Source organism: Nocardioides eburneiflavus, assembly GCF_004785795.1.
GTDB classification, from domain to species: Bacteria; Actinomycetota; Actinomycetes; order Propionibacteriales; family Nocardioidaceae; genus Nocardioides; species Nocardioides eburneiflavus.
In genome coordinates this window covers 4,323,349-4,339,007 of record NZ_SRRO01000001.1, presented here as the reverse complement: position 1 = coordinate 4,339,007, position 15,659 = coordinate 4,323,349, and the positions used below count along the sequence as shown (strand labels likewise).

Annotated in this window: 15 protein-coding genes; 8 read left to right on the top strand and 7 right to left on the bottom strand. The window is 73.7% G+C overall.

Features of this window, described 5'->3' with window-relative positions; genetic code table 11:
• Nucleotides 1–42: 42 nt before the first annotated feature.
• Genes idi through EXE59_RS20350 form a run of 6 tightly spaced genes read right to left on the bottom strand, consistent with a single transcriptional unit; the run spans nucleotide 43 to nucleotide 5,360 of the window.
• A complete protein-coding gene (idi, locus tag EXE59_RS20375; protein ID WP_135840530.1) occupies nucleotides 43–642 on the bottom strand; it encodes an isopentenyl-diphosphate Delta-isomerase in 600 nt (199 codons plus the stop codon).
• The gene (locus EXE59_RS20370) at nucleotides 639–1,676 is read right to left on the bottom strand and encodes an NAD(P)/FAD-dependent oxidoreductase (protein WP_135840529.1); all 1,038 of its coding nucleotides are present in this window, start codon (nucleotides 1,674–1,676) and stop codon (nucleotides 639–641) included. Before EXE59_RS20370 ends, idi begins: the two co-directional genes overlap by 4 nt.
• Nucleotides 1,669–2,208 (bottom strand): isoprenylcysteine carboxyl methyltransferase family protein, encoded by a 540-nt coding sequence (locus EXE59_RS20365; protein WP_135840528.1) that lies wholly within the window; start codon nucleotides 2,206–2,208, stop codon nucleotides 1,669–1,671. Before EXE59_RS20365 ends, EXE59_RS20370 begins: the two co-directional genes overlap by 8 nt.
• Nucleotides 2,205–3,260, bottom strand: a complete 1,056-nt coding sequence (locus EXE59_RS20360) for a type III polyketide synthase (RefSeq protein ID WP_135840527.1) — start codon at nucleotides 3,258–3,260, stop codon at nucleotides 2,205–2,207. The genes EXE59_RS20365 and EXE59_RS20360 overlap by 4 nt, the downstream gene beginning before the upstream one ends.
• Before the next feature lies 1 nt (nucleotide 3,261).
• On the bottom strand, nucleotides 3,262–4,533 hold the full coding sequence (locus EXE59_RS20355) for an NAD(P)/FAD-dependent oxidoreductase (protein WP_135840526.1): 1,272 nt from the start codon (nucleotides 4,531–4,533) through the stop codon (nucleotides 3,262–3,264).
• Entirely contained in the window at nucleotides 4,530–5,360 is an 831-nt protein-coding gene (locus tag EXE59_RS20350) for a UbiA family prenyltransferase (protein WP_135840525.1), read from the bottom strand. Before EXE59_RS20350 ends, EXE59_RS20355 begins: the two co-directional genes overlap by 4 nt.
• Before the next feature lie 208 nt (nucleotides 5,361–5,568).
• Between EXE59_RS20350 and EXE59_RS20345 the strand changes: the two genes are divergently transcribed.
• From EXE59_RS20345 to EXE59_RS20315, 7 genes are all read left to right on the top strand, one after another.
• Nucleotides 5,569–7,368, top strand: coding sequence for an ABC transporter ATP-binding protein (locus EXE59_RS20345; protein ID WP_246056938.1), 1,800 nt, complete (start codon nucleotides 5,569–5,571; stop codon nucleotides 7,366–7,368).
• A gap of 238 nt (nucleotides 7,369–7,606) precedes the next feature.
• Complete coding sequence (locus EXE59_RS20340; RefSeq protein WP_135840523.1) at nucleotides 7,607–7,891, top strand: DUF1876 domain-containing protein; 285 nt, start codon at nucleotides 7,607–7,609, stop codon at nucleotides 7,889–7,891.
• Between the two features lie 62 nt (nucleotides 7,892–7,953).
• On the top strand, nucleotides 7,954–8,925 hold the full coding sequence (locus EXE59_RS20335) for an SDR family NAD(P)-dependent oxidoreductase (protein ID WP_135840522.1): 972 nt from the start codon (nucleotides 7,954–7,956) through the stop codon (nucleotides 8,923–8,925).
• 84 nt (nucleotides 8,926–9,009) lie between these two features.
• Nucleotides 9,010–11,001, top strand: coding sequence for a threonine--tRNA ligase (gene thrS, locus EXE59_RS20330; protein WP_135840521.1), 1,992 nt, complete (start codon nucleotides 9,010–9,012; stop codon nucleotides 10,999–11,001).
• 7 nt (nucleotides 11,002–11,008) lie between these two features.
• Nucleotides 11,009–11,320: a hypothetical protein gene (locus tag EXE59_RS20325; RefSeq protein ID WP_135840520.1), complete on the top strand. Its 312-nt coding sequence runs from the start codon at nucleotides 11,009–11,011 to the stop codon at nucleotides 11,318–11,320.
• Complete coding sequence (locus EXE59_RS20320) at nucleotides 11,317–12,471, top strand: MalY/PatB family protein (protein WP_135840519.1); 1,155 nt, start codon at nucleotides 11,317–11,319, stop codon at nucleotides 12,469–12,471. The genes EXE59_RS20325 and EXE59_RS20320 overlap by 4 nt, the downstream gene beginning before the upstream one ends.
• A 114-nt stretch (nucleotides 12,472–12,585) precedes the next feature.
• Nucleotides 12,586–14,001, top strand: coding sequence for an HNH endonuclease signature motif containing protein (locus EXE59_RS20315; protein ID WP_135840518.1), 1,416 nt, complete (start codon nucleotides 12,586–12,588; stop codon nucleotides 13,999–14,001).
• 618 nt (nucleotides 14,002–14,619) lie between these two features.
• Here the strand turns inward: EXE59_RS20315 and EXE59_RS20310 are convergent.
• Nucleotides 14,620–15,108 (bottom strand): GNAT family N-acetyltransferase, encoded by a 489-nt coding sequence (locus EXE59_RS20310; RefSeq protein WP_135840517.1) that lies wholly within the window; start codon nucleotides 15,106–15,108, stop codon nucleotides 14,620–14,622.
• Nucleotides 15,109–15,131: 23 nt separating this feature from the next.
• Between EXE59_RS20310 and EXE59_RS20305 the strand changes: the two genes are divergently transcribed.
• Complete coding sequence (locus EXE59_RS20305; protein WP_135840516.1) at nucleotides 15,132–15,647, top strand: HIT family protein; 516 nt, start codon at nucleotides 15,132–15,134, stop codon at nucleotides 15,645–15,647.
• Nucleotides 15,648–15,659 lie beyond the last annotated feature (12 nt).

Below are 15,659 nucleotides of genomic sequence, written 5' to 3'. Positions count from 1 at the left end.
ACGGGGGCGCGAGGGCGTCCCGACCCGGCCCGCCCACGTCGGTCACCCAGGGCGTGCCGCCGCGGGCAGCTCGTCGGCGGCAGCGGACGGAGCGGCGGTCGGGTCGGCGGGGAGCTCGGCCACCTGCTCGCGGCACCACACCGACACGGTGCGGGTGCCGTCGAGCACCCCTCGGCGGAACTCCGGCCACGGCTCCCACCTGGCCACGCCCACCTCGTCCGGGTCGGGGTGCACGTCTCCCTCGGCCGCGCCGACGAAGACCGGGCACATCTCGTTCTCGACGACCCCGTCCTGCTCGGCCCGGTAGCGGAACCGCGGCAGCACCAGCCTCAGGTCGGTCACGGTGGTGCCGAGCTCCTGCTCGACCCGGCGGCGTACGGCTTCGTCCAGCGCCTCGCCCGGTGCGGGGTGGCCGCAGCAGCTGTTGGTCCACATCCCGGGGAAGGTCCGCTTGTGCAGGGCCCGCTGGGTGACGAGCACGTTGCCGTCACCGTCGAAGAGGTAGCACGAGAACGCCAGGTGGAGCGGGGTGTCGGCGTGGTGGACGGTGGCCTTGTCGGCGGTGCCGGTCGCGGCGCCGTCCTCGTCGAGCAGCACCACCAGCTCTGGCGTGCCGGGATCGGTCGGGCGGGTGTCGGTCATGCGGGCCTCCCCACGGGTCGGGCGAGCTGGTTGACGGCGGTGTCGAAGAGCCAGGGCAGGCGTGCTGCCGCGGGCACGAGCCGCTGCCGGACGGGTCCGAGCGCGGTGCCGCGCAGGAGCGCGTGGGTGAGCAGCTCGTGGCGCAACCCGAGCCGGCGCGCGAGGCGGTCGTAGCGGTCGGGACGGCCGTCGGCGAGGCACCCGACGGCGACCCGGGCCTGGGCCAGGCCGAGCGCGAGCCCCTCGCCGGTCAGGGCGTCGACGTAGCCGCCGGCGTCCCCGACGAGCAGCACCCGGCCGGCCGTCCGCGCCCGCGCGCGCTGGCGCAGCGGTCCGGCACCCAGCACCCGCGTGCGGGCGCCCGTCAGGCGCTCCTGCAGCAGCGGGAAGTCGTCGAGCAGGTCCTCGAAGCGCGAGCCCGCCTCGGCCAGCACCGCCACGCCCACGAGGTCGTCGGCGACCGGCGTCACGTAGGCCTCGGCCCGCGGCGACCAGTGCACCTCGACGTACGACGTCCACGGCGCCTGCTGCACGTGGCAGCGCAGGCCGAAGCGACGCCGGCCGGACACCGGCGCGTCGAGGCCCACGAGGCGGCGTACGGGGGAGTGGAGGCCGTCGGCGGCGATCAGGTGACGCGTCGGCTCGCCGTCGACGAGCAGGTGGTCGCCGGCGTCGACGACGGCCGCGACCGGACGGGGGTCGCGGTCGATCCCGGCGGCCGCGACCTGCTGGGCGAGGGCGTCGTGGAGCACGGTACGGCGTACGCCCCGACCGGGCCCGCGGGCGAAGCGGGCCGTCGCCTGCCTCCCGCCGGAGCCGTCGAGGTAGCGGATCCCGGCCAGGTCACGGCCCTCGGGGTGCACGCCGAGCGCGGCGAGCTCGGCGACGGCTCCGGGCATGAGGCCCTCGCCGCACGCCTTGTCGATCGGGCCGGAGCGAGGTTCGCGCACGACCACGGAGAGCCCGGCACGGTCGGCGTGCAGCGCGGCGGCGAGGCCGACCGGCCCCCCACCGGCCACGACCAGGTCATGCACGGGTGGCCTCCTCGGTCGGCAGCGTGGCGAGCGCCGCGTCCTCCACCCGGATGCGTACGGCGAGGAGCCCGGCGTTGAGGACGGTGAACACGAGCGCGGTGATCCAGGCCGCGTGCACCAGGGGCAGCGCGACACCCTCGACCACGACGGCGACGTAGTTGGGGTGGCGCAGGATGCGGTAGGGCCCGGAGCGGACGGGCGGCATGCCCGGCACCACGATCACGCGGGTGTTCCAGCGTCGGCCGAGCGTCGCGATGCACCACCAGCGCAGCGCCTGCGAGGCGACGACGAGCGCAAGCATCGACCAGGCCAGCACGGACGGCACCTGCGGCTGCCGGACCCACGCCTCGGCGAGTGCCCCGACGAGGAGCGCGGTGTGCAGCACGACCATGAAGGGGAAGTGGCCCAGGCCGTGCTCGACACCGCCGCGCTCCATGCTCCACCGCGCGTTGCGGGTGGACACGACGAGCTCGGCGACCCGCTCGAGCCCGACGAGCGCGACGAGGACGGTGAACGCCACCAGCCCGGTCACGACGCCGCCCGCAGCAGCACGAGCTCGGAGCAGAAGCCCGGCCCCATCGCCATCAGCACTCCGTGGCTCCCCGGTGCGGGTGGCCGCTCGCGCAGGGTGTCCTCCAGGACCTGGAGCACCGAGACCGACGAGAGGTTGCCGACCCGCGCCAGCGACTCCCAGGTCAGGCTGACCGCGTCGCGCGGCACCTCGAGCGCCTCCTCGAGGGCCTCGATCACCTTCGGTCCGCCCGGGTGGCAGACCCACCAGCCGATGTCGGCGCGGGTCAGGCCGTGGTCGGCGAGGAAGCCGTCGACGTCACCGCGGACGTACCGGCCCACCAGCGACGGCACCTCGGCGTCGAGCACGATGCGCAGGCCGTTGCCGGTGACGTCGAAGCCCATCGTGCGCTCGCTCTCGGGGTAGAGCCGGCTGCGGGAGTCGAGCACCTCCACCGGTCCTGGCCGCCCGGAGGAGCCGACGGCCACGACGGCTGCGGCACCGTCGCCGAACAGCCCGCTCGCCACGAGGTTGGGCACCGAGGTGTCGTCGCGCTGGACGGTCAGCGAGCACAGCTCGACGGCGACGAGGACCGCGGTGTGCCCGGGGTGGCCGAGGAGGTAGTCGTGCACCCGCGCGATGCCGGCGGCACCCGCGACGCAGCCGAGCCCGACGAGCGGCATGCGGCGTACGTCCTCCCGCAGGCCCACCTGGGCGGCGATGCGGGCGTCGAGGGACGGCACGGCCAGGCCCGTCACCGTGGCCGTGACCACCAGGTCGACGTCGGAGGGGGTGAGGTCTGCGGCCTTGAGGGCGTCGACGAGCGCGCGCGACCCCAGCTCGACGGCGTGCTCGATGAACAGGTCGTTGGCGTGCCCGAAGTCGCCCAGGCCGGCGTACGCGTCGAGCGGCAGCACGGTGTGCCGTCGCTCGACGCCCGCGTTGGCGTGGAAGCGGCGCAGCAGCGACCGGTCGAGGCTGCGCTCGGAGATGAACTCGGCGAAGGCCTCGGTGATCTCGGCCTGCGGGTGGGCGTGCGTCGGCAGTGCGCCTCGCACGGCGAGGATCCTCATGTCAGCCACCTCTGGTCGGGGTCTGGGTGTCGGGTGCGTGGTCGGGATGGTGGGGCCGGGCCAGGTTGCGGAGCAGCCCGCCGGCGAGGCGGGCGTCGATGCGGCCGTCGCCGAGGCCGAGCTCGACGAGGGCGTCGAAGGCGTGGCGGTCGCGCCCGGCCGCGCGGATGCCGGCGTCGACGATGCGGGGGGAGCGGGAGAGTCGCGCGGCGGCCCACGTGTGGCGCAGGTGGGTGCCGAGCAGGTCGCGCACGACCCGGCGGTGCCGGGCACCGGCGTCGCCCGGGCGGCCGGCGGCCACCGCACGGGCCGCGGTGCGGCCGGCGGCGATGCCGGTGGCGACGGCGTAGTAGATACCCTCGCCGGTCATCGGGTTGACCAGCCCGGCGGCGTCGCCCGCCAGCAGCACCGGTCCGTCGGGCTGGTCCCAGTGCCACGTGCTGAGCGGCAGGTGGTGGCCGCGCCAGTCGCTGCCCGTACGGGCAGCACCGGGGACCAGCTCCTCGAGCTGGTCGAGCAGGAGCCGCCGGCTGGGCGTGCCGGCCGTACCGCGCTCGCCGGGGAGCAGCTCGCCGTAGCCGACGTTGGCGAGCCCGTCGCCGCGGTCGAAGGCCCACGCGTACGACGGCTGGCGGCGGGTGCCGTAGCGGATGACCTGCCGGCCGGCCAGCTCCGGCGTCGTGGGCGCGTAGCCGCGGATCGCGATCGCGCGCGGCTCGCGCCGCCGACCGAGGAGCGCGGTGCGGACGAGGGAGTGGGCGCCGTCGGCGCCGACGAGCACGTCGGCCGAGACGGCACCGGAGACCACCGGGACCCCGGGAGCGCGCGGCGCGTGGAGGTTGGCCAGCGACGACACCCGGTGGGTGCGCAGGACCGCGCCGGCGGCGACCGCGCGCTGCACCAGGCGGGCGTCGAGCACGGCACGTGGCACGACGTGCACCTCGCGGCGCATCGGGCCGCTCACGGTGACCTCCCCGTGGGAGAGCTCGAGGTCGCGCAGCGGGGTCCACCCGTCGACGACGTCGGCGGCCCCGACCGGCGCGAGCGCGTCGAGCACGTGCGGGGCGATGCCGTCGCCGCACGACTTGTCGCGGGGGAAGTCGCTGCGGTCGAGGAGCAGCACCCGGAGCCCCGGGTCCTCGGCGAGCGCCCCGAGCGCCGCCGCGGAGCCCGCCGGGCCGGCGCCGACGACCACCACGTCCCAGTGCTCGAGGTCGCCGTGCTCCAGGTGGCCGTGCTCGAGGCCCTGGTGCTCCAGCGTGCGGCGGCTCATCGGCCCGCCACCAGCAGCAGGGCGTCGACCAGGGCGACGGCGACCGCCGCGGCGAACGGCGCCCGTCCCCGGCCCGCGACGACGACCGCGTCGAGCCCGAGCACGACCACGACTGCCGCGACCGTCACGGCCGGCGGCGGCGCCGCGCCGACGAGGACCACCGCCGATGCCGCGGCCAGGACTGCGGCCGCGACCGGGGCGATGCGGCGCGCCCCCAGCCGGTGCGGGAGCCCGCGGACCCCCGTGGCGGCGTCGCCGGCGAGGTCGGGCAGCACGTTGAGCAGGTGGGCCGCGACGCCGAGGAGCGCGGCGCCCACCGGCCACCACCACGGCGGGACCTGGCCGTCGGCGAGGGTCACCACGGCGGTGAGGCCGCCGAAGGAGAGGGCGTAGGGCAGCCACGACCAGATCGTGGCCTTCAGCCCGAGGTTGTAGGTCCAGGCGGAGGCCACGCACGCCAGGTGGACCAGGCCGGCGGCCGTGCCGAGCGCGAGCGAGAGCCCGACGCAGGCCGCGACGGCCAGCGCGCACGCGAGACGTACGACGGCGACCGGCGCGCCGTCGACGGCGAGCGGCTTGTCCGTACGCCCGGCTGCGCGGTCGCGCGTGCGGTCCACGAGGTCGTTGCTCCACCCCACGGTGAGCTGCCCGGCGAGCATCGCGGCCACCACGAGGGCGCCGGTCGCCGGGGACAGGCCCTGGGCCAGCGCGAGCAGGCCGGCGAGGACGGTCACCGCGAGGGCGGGGCCCGGGTGCGAGGCAGCCACGAGGGTGCGGCCAAGGGACCTCGCGGGGGGTACGCCGAGCGCGGCGCCGGGGCTGCTCACCTCACGCCGTCCGTGCCGGTGTCCGTGCCGGTGTCCGTGCCGGTCATGTGGTGCCTTCCGCAAGCTGGTCCGTCGCCACCAATCTATGCAACGCCGAAGGGATCGACCGTGGTGGATGCCAGCTCCCGCGTCTCGCAGTCGAGCGCCGACCTGGCCGACAGGACTGGGGTACCCATTTCCACGCTTCGTGGCCACCTAACCTGTGCGGGTGTCCGAGCCCGCCACCCCCGATGCCGTCCAGCCCCTGCGTGCCCTGTGGCGTCGCTACGGCGCCTACCGCAGCCGCTTCGTCGGCGCGGTCGTGGCGTCCACCGTCAACAAGGTCGCCGACGTCGTCCCCGAGCTGCTGATCGGTGCCGCGGTCGACGTCGTGGTCAGGGGCGAGGCGTCGTTCGTGGGCGAGGTGCTCGGCGTCGAGTCCCGCTTCGCGCAGCTCGGCTGGCTCGCGGTCGTCAACGCCGTGGTGTGGGTGGTCGAGTCGCTCAGCGAGTACGTCGCCAGCGTGCTGTGGCGTGGCCTGGCGCAGGGCGTGGAGCACGACCTGCGCGTGGAGGCGTACGACCACGTCCAGCACCTCGACCTCGGCTGGCACGAGAGCCGGCCGGCTGGCTCCACGCTGGCCACCCTCAACGACGACGTCAACCAGCTCGAGCGCTTCCTCGACGTGGGTGCGCCCGCGATCCTCCAGACGGTGCTCAACGTGCTGCTCGTCGGCGCGGTCTTCGCAGCGGCGTCCGGGCAGCTGCTGGTCCTGGCGTTCCTGCCGATCCCGGTGATCGTGGTCGGGTCGCTGGTCTTCCAACGGCGCCTCGAGCCGCTCTACGACCGGGTCCGCGTCGCGGTCTCCGACCTGTCCAGCACGCTGTCGTCCAACATCTCCGGCGTCGCGACCATCAAGGCGTTCACCGCCGAGGACCGCGAGCGCGACCGGGTGGCCGCGGTCTCGCAGGCCTACCGCGAGGCCAACACCGACGCGATCCGCTCCTCGGCCGCGTTCGTGCCGCTGGTGCGGATGGCGATCCTCGCCGGCTTCACGTGCACCCTGCTGCTGGGTGGCTGGGCGACGCTGCGCGGTGACCTCGAGGTCGGGCTCTACTCCGTGCTCGTCTTCATGACCCAGCGCCTGCTCTGGCCGCTGACCGAGGTGGCGGAGGTGCTCGACCTCTACCAGCGCGGCCGCGCGTCCGCCGCCCGGATCCTCGGCCTGCTCGCGGTGCCCGTCACCGTCCCCGCCGGCGCCACGGCCCTGGCGCGCCCGGTGGCGGGCCGGGTCGAGCTGCGCGGCGTACGCGCCGGGTACGCCGACGGCCCCGACGTGCTGCACGGCATCGACATGGTCGTCCCGGCCGGGGAGACCCACGCGATCGTCGGGGCCACCGGGTCCGGCAAGTCCTCGCTGCTGCGCCTGGTGCTGCGCTTCGACGACCCCCGCGACGGGCGGGTGCTCCTCGACGGCCAGGACGTCCGCGACCTCGACTGGGACTCGCTGCGCGGGTCGATGGGCTACGTCGCGCAGGACGTCTTCATGTTCGCCGGGTCCGTCGCCGACAACATCGCCTACGGCCGGCCCGGCGCCACGCGCGAGGAGATCCGGGCCGCGGCCGAGGGTGCGGCGGCCCTCGACTTCGTCGACGCGATGCCCGACGGCCTCGACACCTGGGTGGGGGAGCGCGGGGTCACGCTCTCGGGCGGCCAGCGCCAGCGCCTGGCCCTGGCCCGGGCGCTGCTGCGCGACCCCGCCGTGCTGGTCCTCGACGAGGCGACCAGCGCCGTCGACAACGAGACCGAGGCCGCCATCCAGCGCTCCCTGCGCAGGGCCACCGCGCAGCGCACCGCGATCGTCGTCGCCCACCGCCTCTCGACCGTCCGGCACGCGCACCGGATCTGGGTGCTCGACGCGGGCCGCGTGGTCGAGTCCGGGACCCACGACCAGCTGATCGCCGCCGACGGGTCGTACGCCGCGCTCTGGCGGGTGCAGACGGGCGAGCAGGACCCCGCCGTCAGGTGAGGGCGGACCCCGGGCGGGCCGGCACGAACAGGGACCAATGGCCCTGACTGTCGCCCGCCCGTCCGCCTAGCGTGCCAGGTGGGCGCTGGTCCAGTCAGGGGAGACCGAACAGGCGCACACGGCCCGGACGGGCTCCGCTCACGCAGCGAGCGCCTCCCGGCCACTGCCGGGGACCCTGCTCTCGGAGGGAGCGGGGCCCCGGCACCCACTGCATCCGTACGACGAGCGAGGAACGATCATGGGTGGCGACGTCAGCGCATCGACCTGGCAGGTGGAGATCCAGCTCGCGGAGCACGACGGCCGCACGCGTGCGGTGGCCCGGCTGCACACGCACGACCGGACGGCGCTCGTCGGCACCGGGCTCGCCCGGCTCAACCCCACGGACCGCGACGTGCCGGAGATCGGCGCCGAGCTGGCCACCGCCCGGGCCCTGCACGACCTCGCCGACCGCCTCCTCGGCGCGGCCGTCGGCGACATCGCGGACGTGACGCACGAGGACGTCGAGCTGAGCGACGTGCGCTGACCGCGTCCGCTGCACCCCGTGATGCGGGTGTGTGAGCGTGGCCCGGTGGGGTACGGGCGGTCATGCCCACCCACCAGCGGTTCTCGCGCGTCGTCCTCGTCACGGGTGCCTCCAGCGGCATCGGAGAGGCGTCGGCGCACGTCGCCGCGCGGCGCGGTGACCACGTCGTCCTGCTCGCCCGCGGTCGCCGCGCCCTCGAGCGGGTCGCCCGCGACTGCGAGCGCCTCGGGGCCGCGTCGGCGTCGGTCCACCCGACCGACATGGGCGTCGACGCGGAGGTCGGGGCCGCGGTCAGCGCCACGATGGCGCGCCACGGCAGGATCGACACCGTCGTCGGCAGCGCGGGCGTCGTGGCGTACGGACGTGTCCACGAGGTACCCGTCGAGGTGTTCGACCAGGTCGTCGCCACCAACCTGCTCGGGTCGGTCAACCTGGCACGGCACGTCCTCCCGGTGCTGCGCGCGCAGGGCTCCGGCAGCCTCGTGCTGGTCGGTTCGCTGATCGGGCACATCGCCGTGCCCGACATGGCGCCGTACGTCCTCAGCAAGTGGGGCGTACGCGCCCTCGTCCGCCAGCTCCGGGTCGACAACCGCGACATCCCCGGCGTGCACATCGGCTACGTCGCGCCGGGCGGTGTGGACACGCCCATCTACGGCCAGGCCGCGACGTACGGGGGAGCGGTCGGACGCCCTCCGTTTCCGGTCGCCACGCCGGAGCGGATCGCCGACCGGGTGATGGCGGTCGCCGACGGGAGACGCCAGAGCGGTCAGGTCGGCATCGCCAACGAGGTGATCCGGTTGGGCTTCACCGTCCTGCCGTGGGCATACGACCGGCTCGTCGGTCCGCTCTTCGCCGTGGCCGCGCAGGACCAGACCGTGCCGCCGCGTCCGGGGCCCGGCAACGTGCTCGCCTCCCGCCAGGAGCACAACGGGCTGCGCGGTGGGCACGGCAACGCAGTGCTGGCCGCGGGCGCCAACGTCGTCGAGCTCGTACGACGGCGGGTGCGGGCCGCCGGCGAGGCGAAACCGGGGTGAGGCGGCCGGCGTACGGCCGATAGCATCACCGACACACGCGCGGGGGACGTCCGTCCCGCCGCCACACCTCCCGAAGGAGCTCTCGTGTCCGACATCCAGGTCGTCCGCATCCACGCCGATCAGCGTGCGGAGACCACGGTCACGACGGGCACCAAGGCCTGGGAGCTGTTCCGCGACGACGCCGACGTGGTCGCGGCGCGGGTGGCCGGCCAGCTCAAGGACCTGGCCTACGAGCTCGCCGACGGCGACGTGGTCGAGGGCGTGGCCATCGACAGTGCCGACGGTCGCGACATCCTGCGGCACTCGACCGCGCACGTGATGGCGCAGGCCGTGCAGCAGATCTGGCCCGAGGCCAAGCTCGGCATCGGCCCGCCGGTGGAGAACGGGTTCTACTACGACTTCGACGTCGATACCCCGTTCGTGCCCGAGGACCTGGTGAAGATCGAGTCCGCGATGCGCAAGATCATCAAGGAGAACCAGCGCTTCGAGCGCCGGGTCACCACCGACGCCGACGCGCTCGACGAGCTCAAGGACGAGCCCTACAAGCTCGAGCTCATCGGCCTCAAGGGCGGCGCGGGCGCCGCCGACACCGAGGGTGCGTCGGTGGAGGTCGGGGCCGGCGAGCTCACCATCTACGACAACATCGGCCGCAACGGCGAGGCGAAGTGGTCCGACCTGTGTCGCGGCCCGCACCTGCCGACCACCAAGCGGATCCCGGCCTTCAAGCTCATGCGCAGTGCCGCTGCGTACTGGCGCGGCGACGAGAAGAACAAGCAGCTCCAGCGCATCTACGGCACCGCGTGGGAGTCCAAGGAGGCGCTCGACGAGCACCTCCACCGCATCGAGGAGGCCGAGCGGCGCGACCACCGCAAGCTCGGTCGCGAGCTCGACCTCTACTCGTTCCCCGACGAGATCGGGTCGGGCATGGCGGTCTTCCACCCCAGGGGTGGCGTGATCAAGCGGGAGATGGAGGACTACGTCCGTCGCCGGCACCTCGAGGAGGGCTTCGACTACGTCGGCACCCCGCACATCAGCAAGGACGGGCTGTTCCACACCTCCGGGCACCTGCCCTACTACGCGGACACCATGTTCCCGCCGATGGAGATGGAGCACGCCGAGTACCGCCTCAAGGCGATGAACTGCCCGATGCACAACCTGATCTACCGCTCGCGCCAGCGGTCCTACCGTGAGCTGCCGCTGCGGTTCTTCGAGTTCGGGTCCGTGTACCGCTACGAGAAGTCCGGCGTCGTCCACGGCCTCACCCGGGTCCGTGCGATGACCCAGGACGACTCCCACTCCTACGTCACCCCGGAGCAGGCCCCGGCGGAGGTCGAGCACCTGCTCACCTTCGTCACCGGCCTGCTGCGCGACTTCGGCCTCGACGACTACTACTTCGAGCTCTCGACCCGCGACGACTCCAAGCCCGACAAGTTCATCGGCTCCGACGACCAGTGGGAGACCGCGACCGAGGTGCTGGAGACCGCCGCTCGGAAGTTCGGCGTCGACCTCGTGCCCGACCCGGGCGGCGCGGCCTTCTACGGTCCGAAGATCTCGGTGCAGGCCAGGGACGCGATCGGCCGGACGTGGCAGATGTCGACCATCCAGTACGACTTCAACCAGCCCGCGGTCGACCGCTTCAACCTGGAGTACGTCGCGGCCGACGGCAGCCGCCAGCAGCCGGTCATGATCCACTCCGCCAAGTTCGGCTCGATCGAGCGGTTCATCGGCGTCCTGGTCGAGCACTACGCCGGCGCGTTCCCGCCCTGGCTCGCGCCCGTCCAGGCCCAGGGCATCCCGATCGCCGAGCGCCACAACGACTACCTCTTCGACATCGCGCGGCAGATGAAGGCGAAGGGCCTGCGGGTGGAGATCGACGAGTCCGACGACCGGATGCAGAAGAAGATCCGCAACGCGCAGCTGCAGAAGGTGCCGTTCATGATGATCGCCGGCGACGACGACGTCGAGAAGGGTGCCGTGAGCTTCCGCTACCGCGACGGCCGCCAGGACAACGGCGTGCCGCTCGCCGAGGCGATCGAGCGGGTGGCCGCCGCGGTCGCGAGTCGCGAGCAGGTCTGAGCCCGCCGTGCAGCGGGCGGGGGACGTCTACGAGCTGCGCTTCGAGCCGCGCGAGCAGCGCGGTTTCCGGGTGCTCGCGGCGGCGATCATGCAGGCGGTGACCCTGGCCGACACCATCTCGGGCAACGACACGACAGGTGCGGGCGGGGCGTACGTCCTCACCCGCCGCTCCGACGGCACCGAGGTGCTCCGGGTCGACGTCACGCACGACGAGATCGGCGGGATGCGGCTCCATCTCGAGGACCGGCTGGCCAAGCTCACACCCGAGGAGTTCATGACCTCGTGGACCCCCGACGACCAGCCGGGGGCTCGCTCGTGACCGGCCGCCGGCCCGTCGTCGACCTCACCGAGGAGCAGGCGCGGCGCGCGCTGCCCCTGAAGTGGGGCACGGTCCCGCCCGGCGTCATCCCCGCCTGGGTCGCGGAGATGGACTACGCCCTCGACCCGGTGGTGCTCGAGGCGCTGCAGCGGGCCCTCGCCGACGGCGTCACCGGCTACCCGCTCTTCGGGTTCGACCCCGGCCTCGCCGAGGCGTACACCGGGTTCGCCGGGCGGCACTTCTGCTGGGCACCGGAGCCCGAGGCCGTCCTGCCCGTCGTCGACGTGACGGCCGGTGTCCGGGTGGCCCTCGACGTGTTCTCCGGTCCCGGTGGAGTGGTGTTCCCGACGCCCGGCTACAACGCGCAGCTCGGGCTGGCCGGGCTCACGGGGCGCGAGGAGCACCTGCTCGAGGTCCCGCCGTCCGCCGACCGTGCCGAGATCGACCTCGACCGCCTGGACGCGCTCCTCGCCGACGGCGCGCAGACGTTGCTGCTCACCCAGCCGCACAACCCGTGGGGCCGGGTCTTCACCCGCGCCGAGCTGGAGGGTATCCGCGACGTGGTGCTGCGCCACGGCGCTCGGGTGGTCAGCGACGAGATCCATGCCCCGCTGGCGCTTCCCGGTGCGGAGCACGTCTCCTACCTCGCCATCGAGGGCACCCAGGACCACGCGGTGGCGGTGGTCGCCGCGTCCAAGGCCTTCAACACCGCGGGCCTGCGGTGCGCACAGCTGGTCGTCCCCGACCCCGAGTCCCGCCGGCTGCTCGCCGACCAGCCGATGGCGCGCAATGACTCGCACTCGCCGCTGGGCGCGATCGCCGCACGCACCGCGTACGCCGAGGGCGACCCGTGGCTCGCATCGCTCGTCGAGCGGCTCGACCAGCAGCGCACCCTGCTCGCCGAGCTCCTCGCCGCCCACCTGCCGGACGTACGGATGCGCCCGCTCGAGGCGACCTACCTCGCCTGGCTCGACGCCTCCGCCTACGGCCACGACGACCCCGCCGCGGTCGCGCTCGACCGCGGCCGGGTCAAGGTGAGCCCGGGACACTCGTACGCCCCTGGCTCCACCGGCCAGGTCCGGCTCAACATCGCCACCTCGCCCGGGCGGCTGACCGAGATCGTGGAGCGGCTCGCGACAGCCTGGACCTGAGCGCCCCGGTGGTTGAGGTGCGAGCGCAGCGAGCCTCGAAACCACTCCGCCCTCGGTGGCCACGTCCGATCACGGCCAGGGCCACTGTCGTACCCGACGTCTACGATCGAACACATGAGCGAAGTGCTGTTCGTGCCGGGAGCAGGTGAGGTCGAGGACCTTTCTGCTGCCGAGCTGCTCGCGCTCGCTCGAAGCCGGAAGTCCGCCGAGGACCGGGCCGCAGCAGACCTCCTCGATGTCGCGGCCCGCTGGGCGGACCTGCACCCGCCGGAGTCGATCCACACGGCAGCGTCGTTCACGGTGCCGGGGTCGCAGCACGAGGAGCCCATCGCGGGTGAGGGTGCTCCGCTGGTGGCGGAGTTCTGTTGCGCCGAGCTCGGCACCGTCCTCGGGATCACGTCGACGGCGGCGAAGAAGCTCATCGGCCACGCCCTCGAGCTGCGCCACCGCCTGCCGCGGTTGTGGGCTCAGGTCCACGCCGGGCAGGTGCCCGCCTGGCGGGCCCGGGCGATCGCGGACACCACCATCCACTCCTCGCCCGCATTGACTCGTGAGGCGGCCGGGTTCGTCGACGCGCAGGTCGCGGCCGTCGCCGGACGTGTCGGGTCCGCGCAGCTCGACCGGCTCGTCGCCGAGACCATCAGGCGCTACGACCTTGCGGTCGCCGACCCGGCCGCGGATCCCGAGGACGGCTACCTGCACGTGGACCCGCGCCACGTCACCGTGGACACCGACGACGTGCACTACGCCGGCACGATGCGGATCGAGGCCGAGGTCGACATCGCCGACGCCCTCGACCTCGACCGCGCCGTCGCCCACCACGCTGCGGCTCGGGCCGCGCTCGGCTCGACCGAGTCCCTGGACGTGCGGCGGGCGAAGGCCCTCGGGGACCTCGCCAGGACGCAGACCGCGCTCGAGCTCGCGTTCCAGGGTGCCGACGCCGCCGCCGATATCGACGAGCCGGACCTGCCGGCTGCTCGGGCGGTGGTGATCCACGCCCACGTCGACGCGTCTTTCTCCGGCGACACCACCGTGTTCGGGCCCACCGGCCGCATGGAGAACGGCCAACGTCTCGTCCTGCTCGAGCAGATCCAGTCCTGGTGCGCCGACACCCGCACCGAGGTCACCATCAAGCCCGTCATCGACCTCAACACCACGCTGACCGCGCAGACGCGGAAGGTCCCGGCAACGATCCGCGAACACGTGATCCTGAGGGATCGCACGTGCGTGTTCCCGTTCTGCACCCGCCCGGCACGGCGCTGCGACGTCGACCACATCATCCCGTGGGACGACGACGCCCATGCCGAGGGTCGCCCGCAACCCGGGCCGACGACCACGAGCAACCTCGCCTGCCTGTGCCGGTTCCACCACCGGTTGAAGACCCACTCACCCTGGCGCTACGCCATGGTCGAGCCCGGAGTGTTCAAGTGGACCTCACCGCACGGCCACCGCTACCGCCGCGACCACACCGGCACCACCGACCTCGACCCACCAGACCCACCCGGCATTCCACGACCACGCCGACGATGACCCCGCCCCACACCCCGAACAGGGCCATCCGCTGACGGGGCACGAGGTCTGTCCGCACGTGACGACCCTGTGGCGTGATCGCCTGGGTTGACCGTCGGCACTCCCCGCAGCGCGGCCATCCGCAAGTGCGACTCCCTCGAACGGCAGCCGCCCGCCGTCAATGCGCCGGGGCCCTGGGGAGTCGTTGGAGATGTTCGCCGTGTCCGCCCTCGACGGCCGGTCGACCTGGCTGAGCCTCCCCGACCTCGACATCAGCCGGCCCGCCGGCGACGCGTTCGCCGTGTCCCCGGACGGGCGCCGTCGCCTGGGGGCGGAACGCCGGGTGGGGCGTCGGCAAGGGGTGGGTCGACGGCTACGCGGTCATGGACAACGCGACGGGCGAGGTACGTGAGCTGGTGGACCCCGCGTCCGTGCCGGGCCTGCTTCGGCCCAGCCCCGACGGGCTCCAGTTCTCCTGCGACTCCCGCTACCTGCTGACGAGCTACGCGCTGCCGGACGAACGGCAGCGCCACTCACGCAGCGACCAGCTCGTCGCGTGGGACGTCGAGTCCGGCACCCCCACAGTCCTCGAGGGTGGCGCTGGCGGGCGTCGGCGCGATCGTCGTACGCCGCTGCAGGTCACACCCGCTTCACGTACCTCCGGCACGGTGACACGAACGTCTCCCCGCCCGCCGTCACCTCGTACGCCAGGTCGCCCTCGTCGACCCAGCCCTGCTTCTCGTAGAACCGCCGCGCCCGGGCGTTTCCCACCACGACTGCCAGCCAGGCGGTGGCGTGCCCGCCGGCCGCGACCCGGCGCTCGGCCTCGGTGAGCAGGGCGGACGCTAGCCCGGTCCCGCGTGCAGCCCGCGACACGAAGACCTGCTCCACCTCGTCGCCCACCACCATCACGAAGCCGACGACCGATCCGTCCTCCGATCCGCTCTCCGCGACCGCGACGGCCGTGTCCGCCACGCGCAGGGGAGTGCGCTCGTGGAAGGCCGCCAGCGTGCGCGCAGCGGTCAGGCCGTCCGGCACGTGCCCGGCGTGCCCGTCGTGCCAGCCCTCGTGCCACAGGTCCGCCACCCCGGCCATGTCGGCCGGCACGGCCGGTCGGATCGACGTCATGGGCCCACCCTAGGATCGCGGGCATGAGCGATGTCAGCGACGAGAGCCTCGATGGACTCGAGCGCATCTGGACACCTCACCGCATGGCCTACGTCCGGACCGCCGTGGACGACGAGGGCTGCCCGTTCTGCGCCATCCCCGCCCACCCCGACGAGGAGTCGCTCGTCGTCGCGCGCGGCGACACCGCGTATGCCGTGCTCAACCTGCACCCCTACAACCCCGGCCACCTGATGGTGCTGCCCTACCGCCACGTCGCCGACCTCACCGACCTCACACCCGAGGAGGCGGCCGAGGTCATGGCGATGACGCAGCAGGCCCTGCGCACGATCCGGTCCGTGAGCCGGCCCCACTCGTTCAACGTCGGGCTCAACCTCGGCCGCTCGGCCGGCGGTTCGCTGTCGGAGCACCTCCACCAGCACGTGGTGCCGCGCTGGACCGGTGACGCCAACTTCATCACCGTGGTCGGCGGCACCAAGCTGCTGCCCCAGCTGCTCCACGACACCCGCGAGCTCCTGGCCGACGCCTGGTCCGGGGCCTGAGGACCCGGGGAC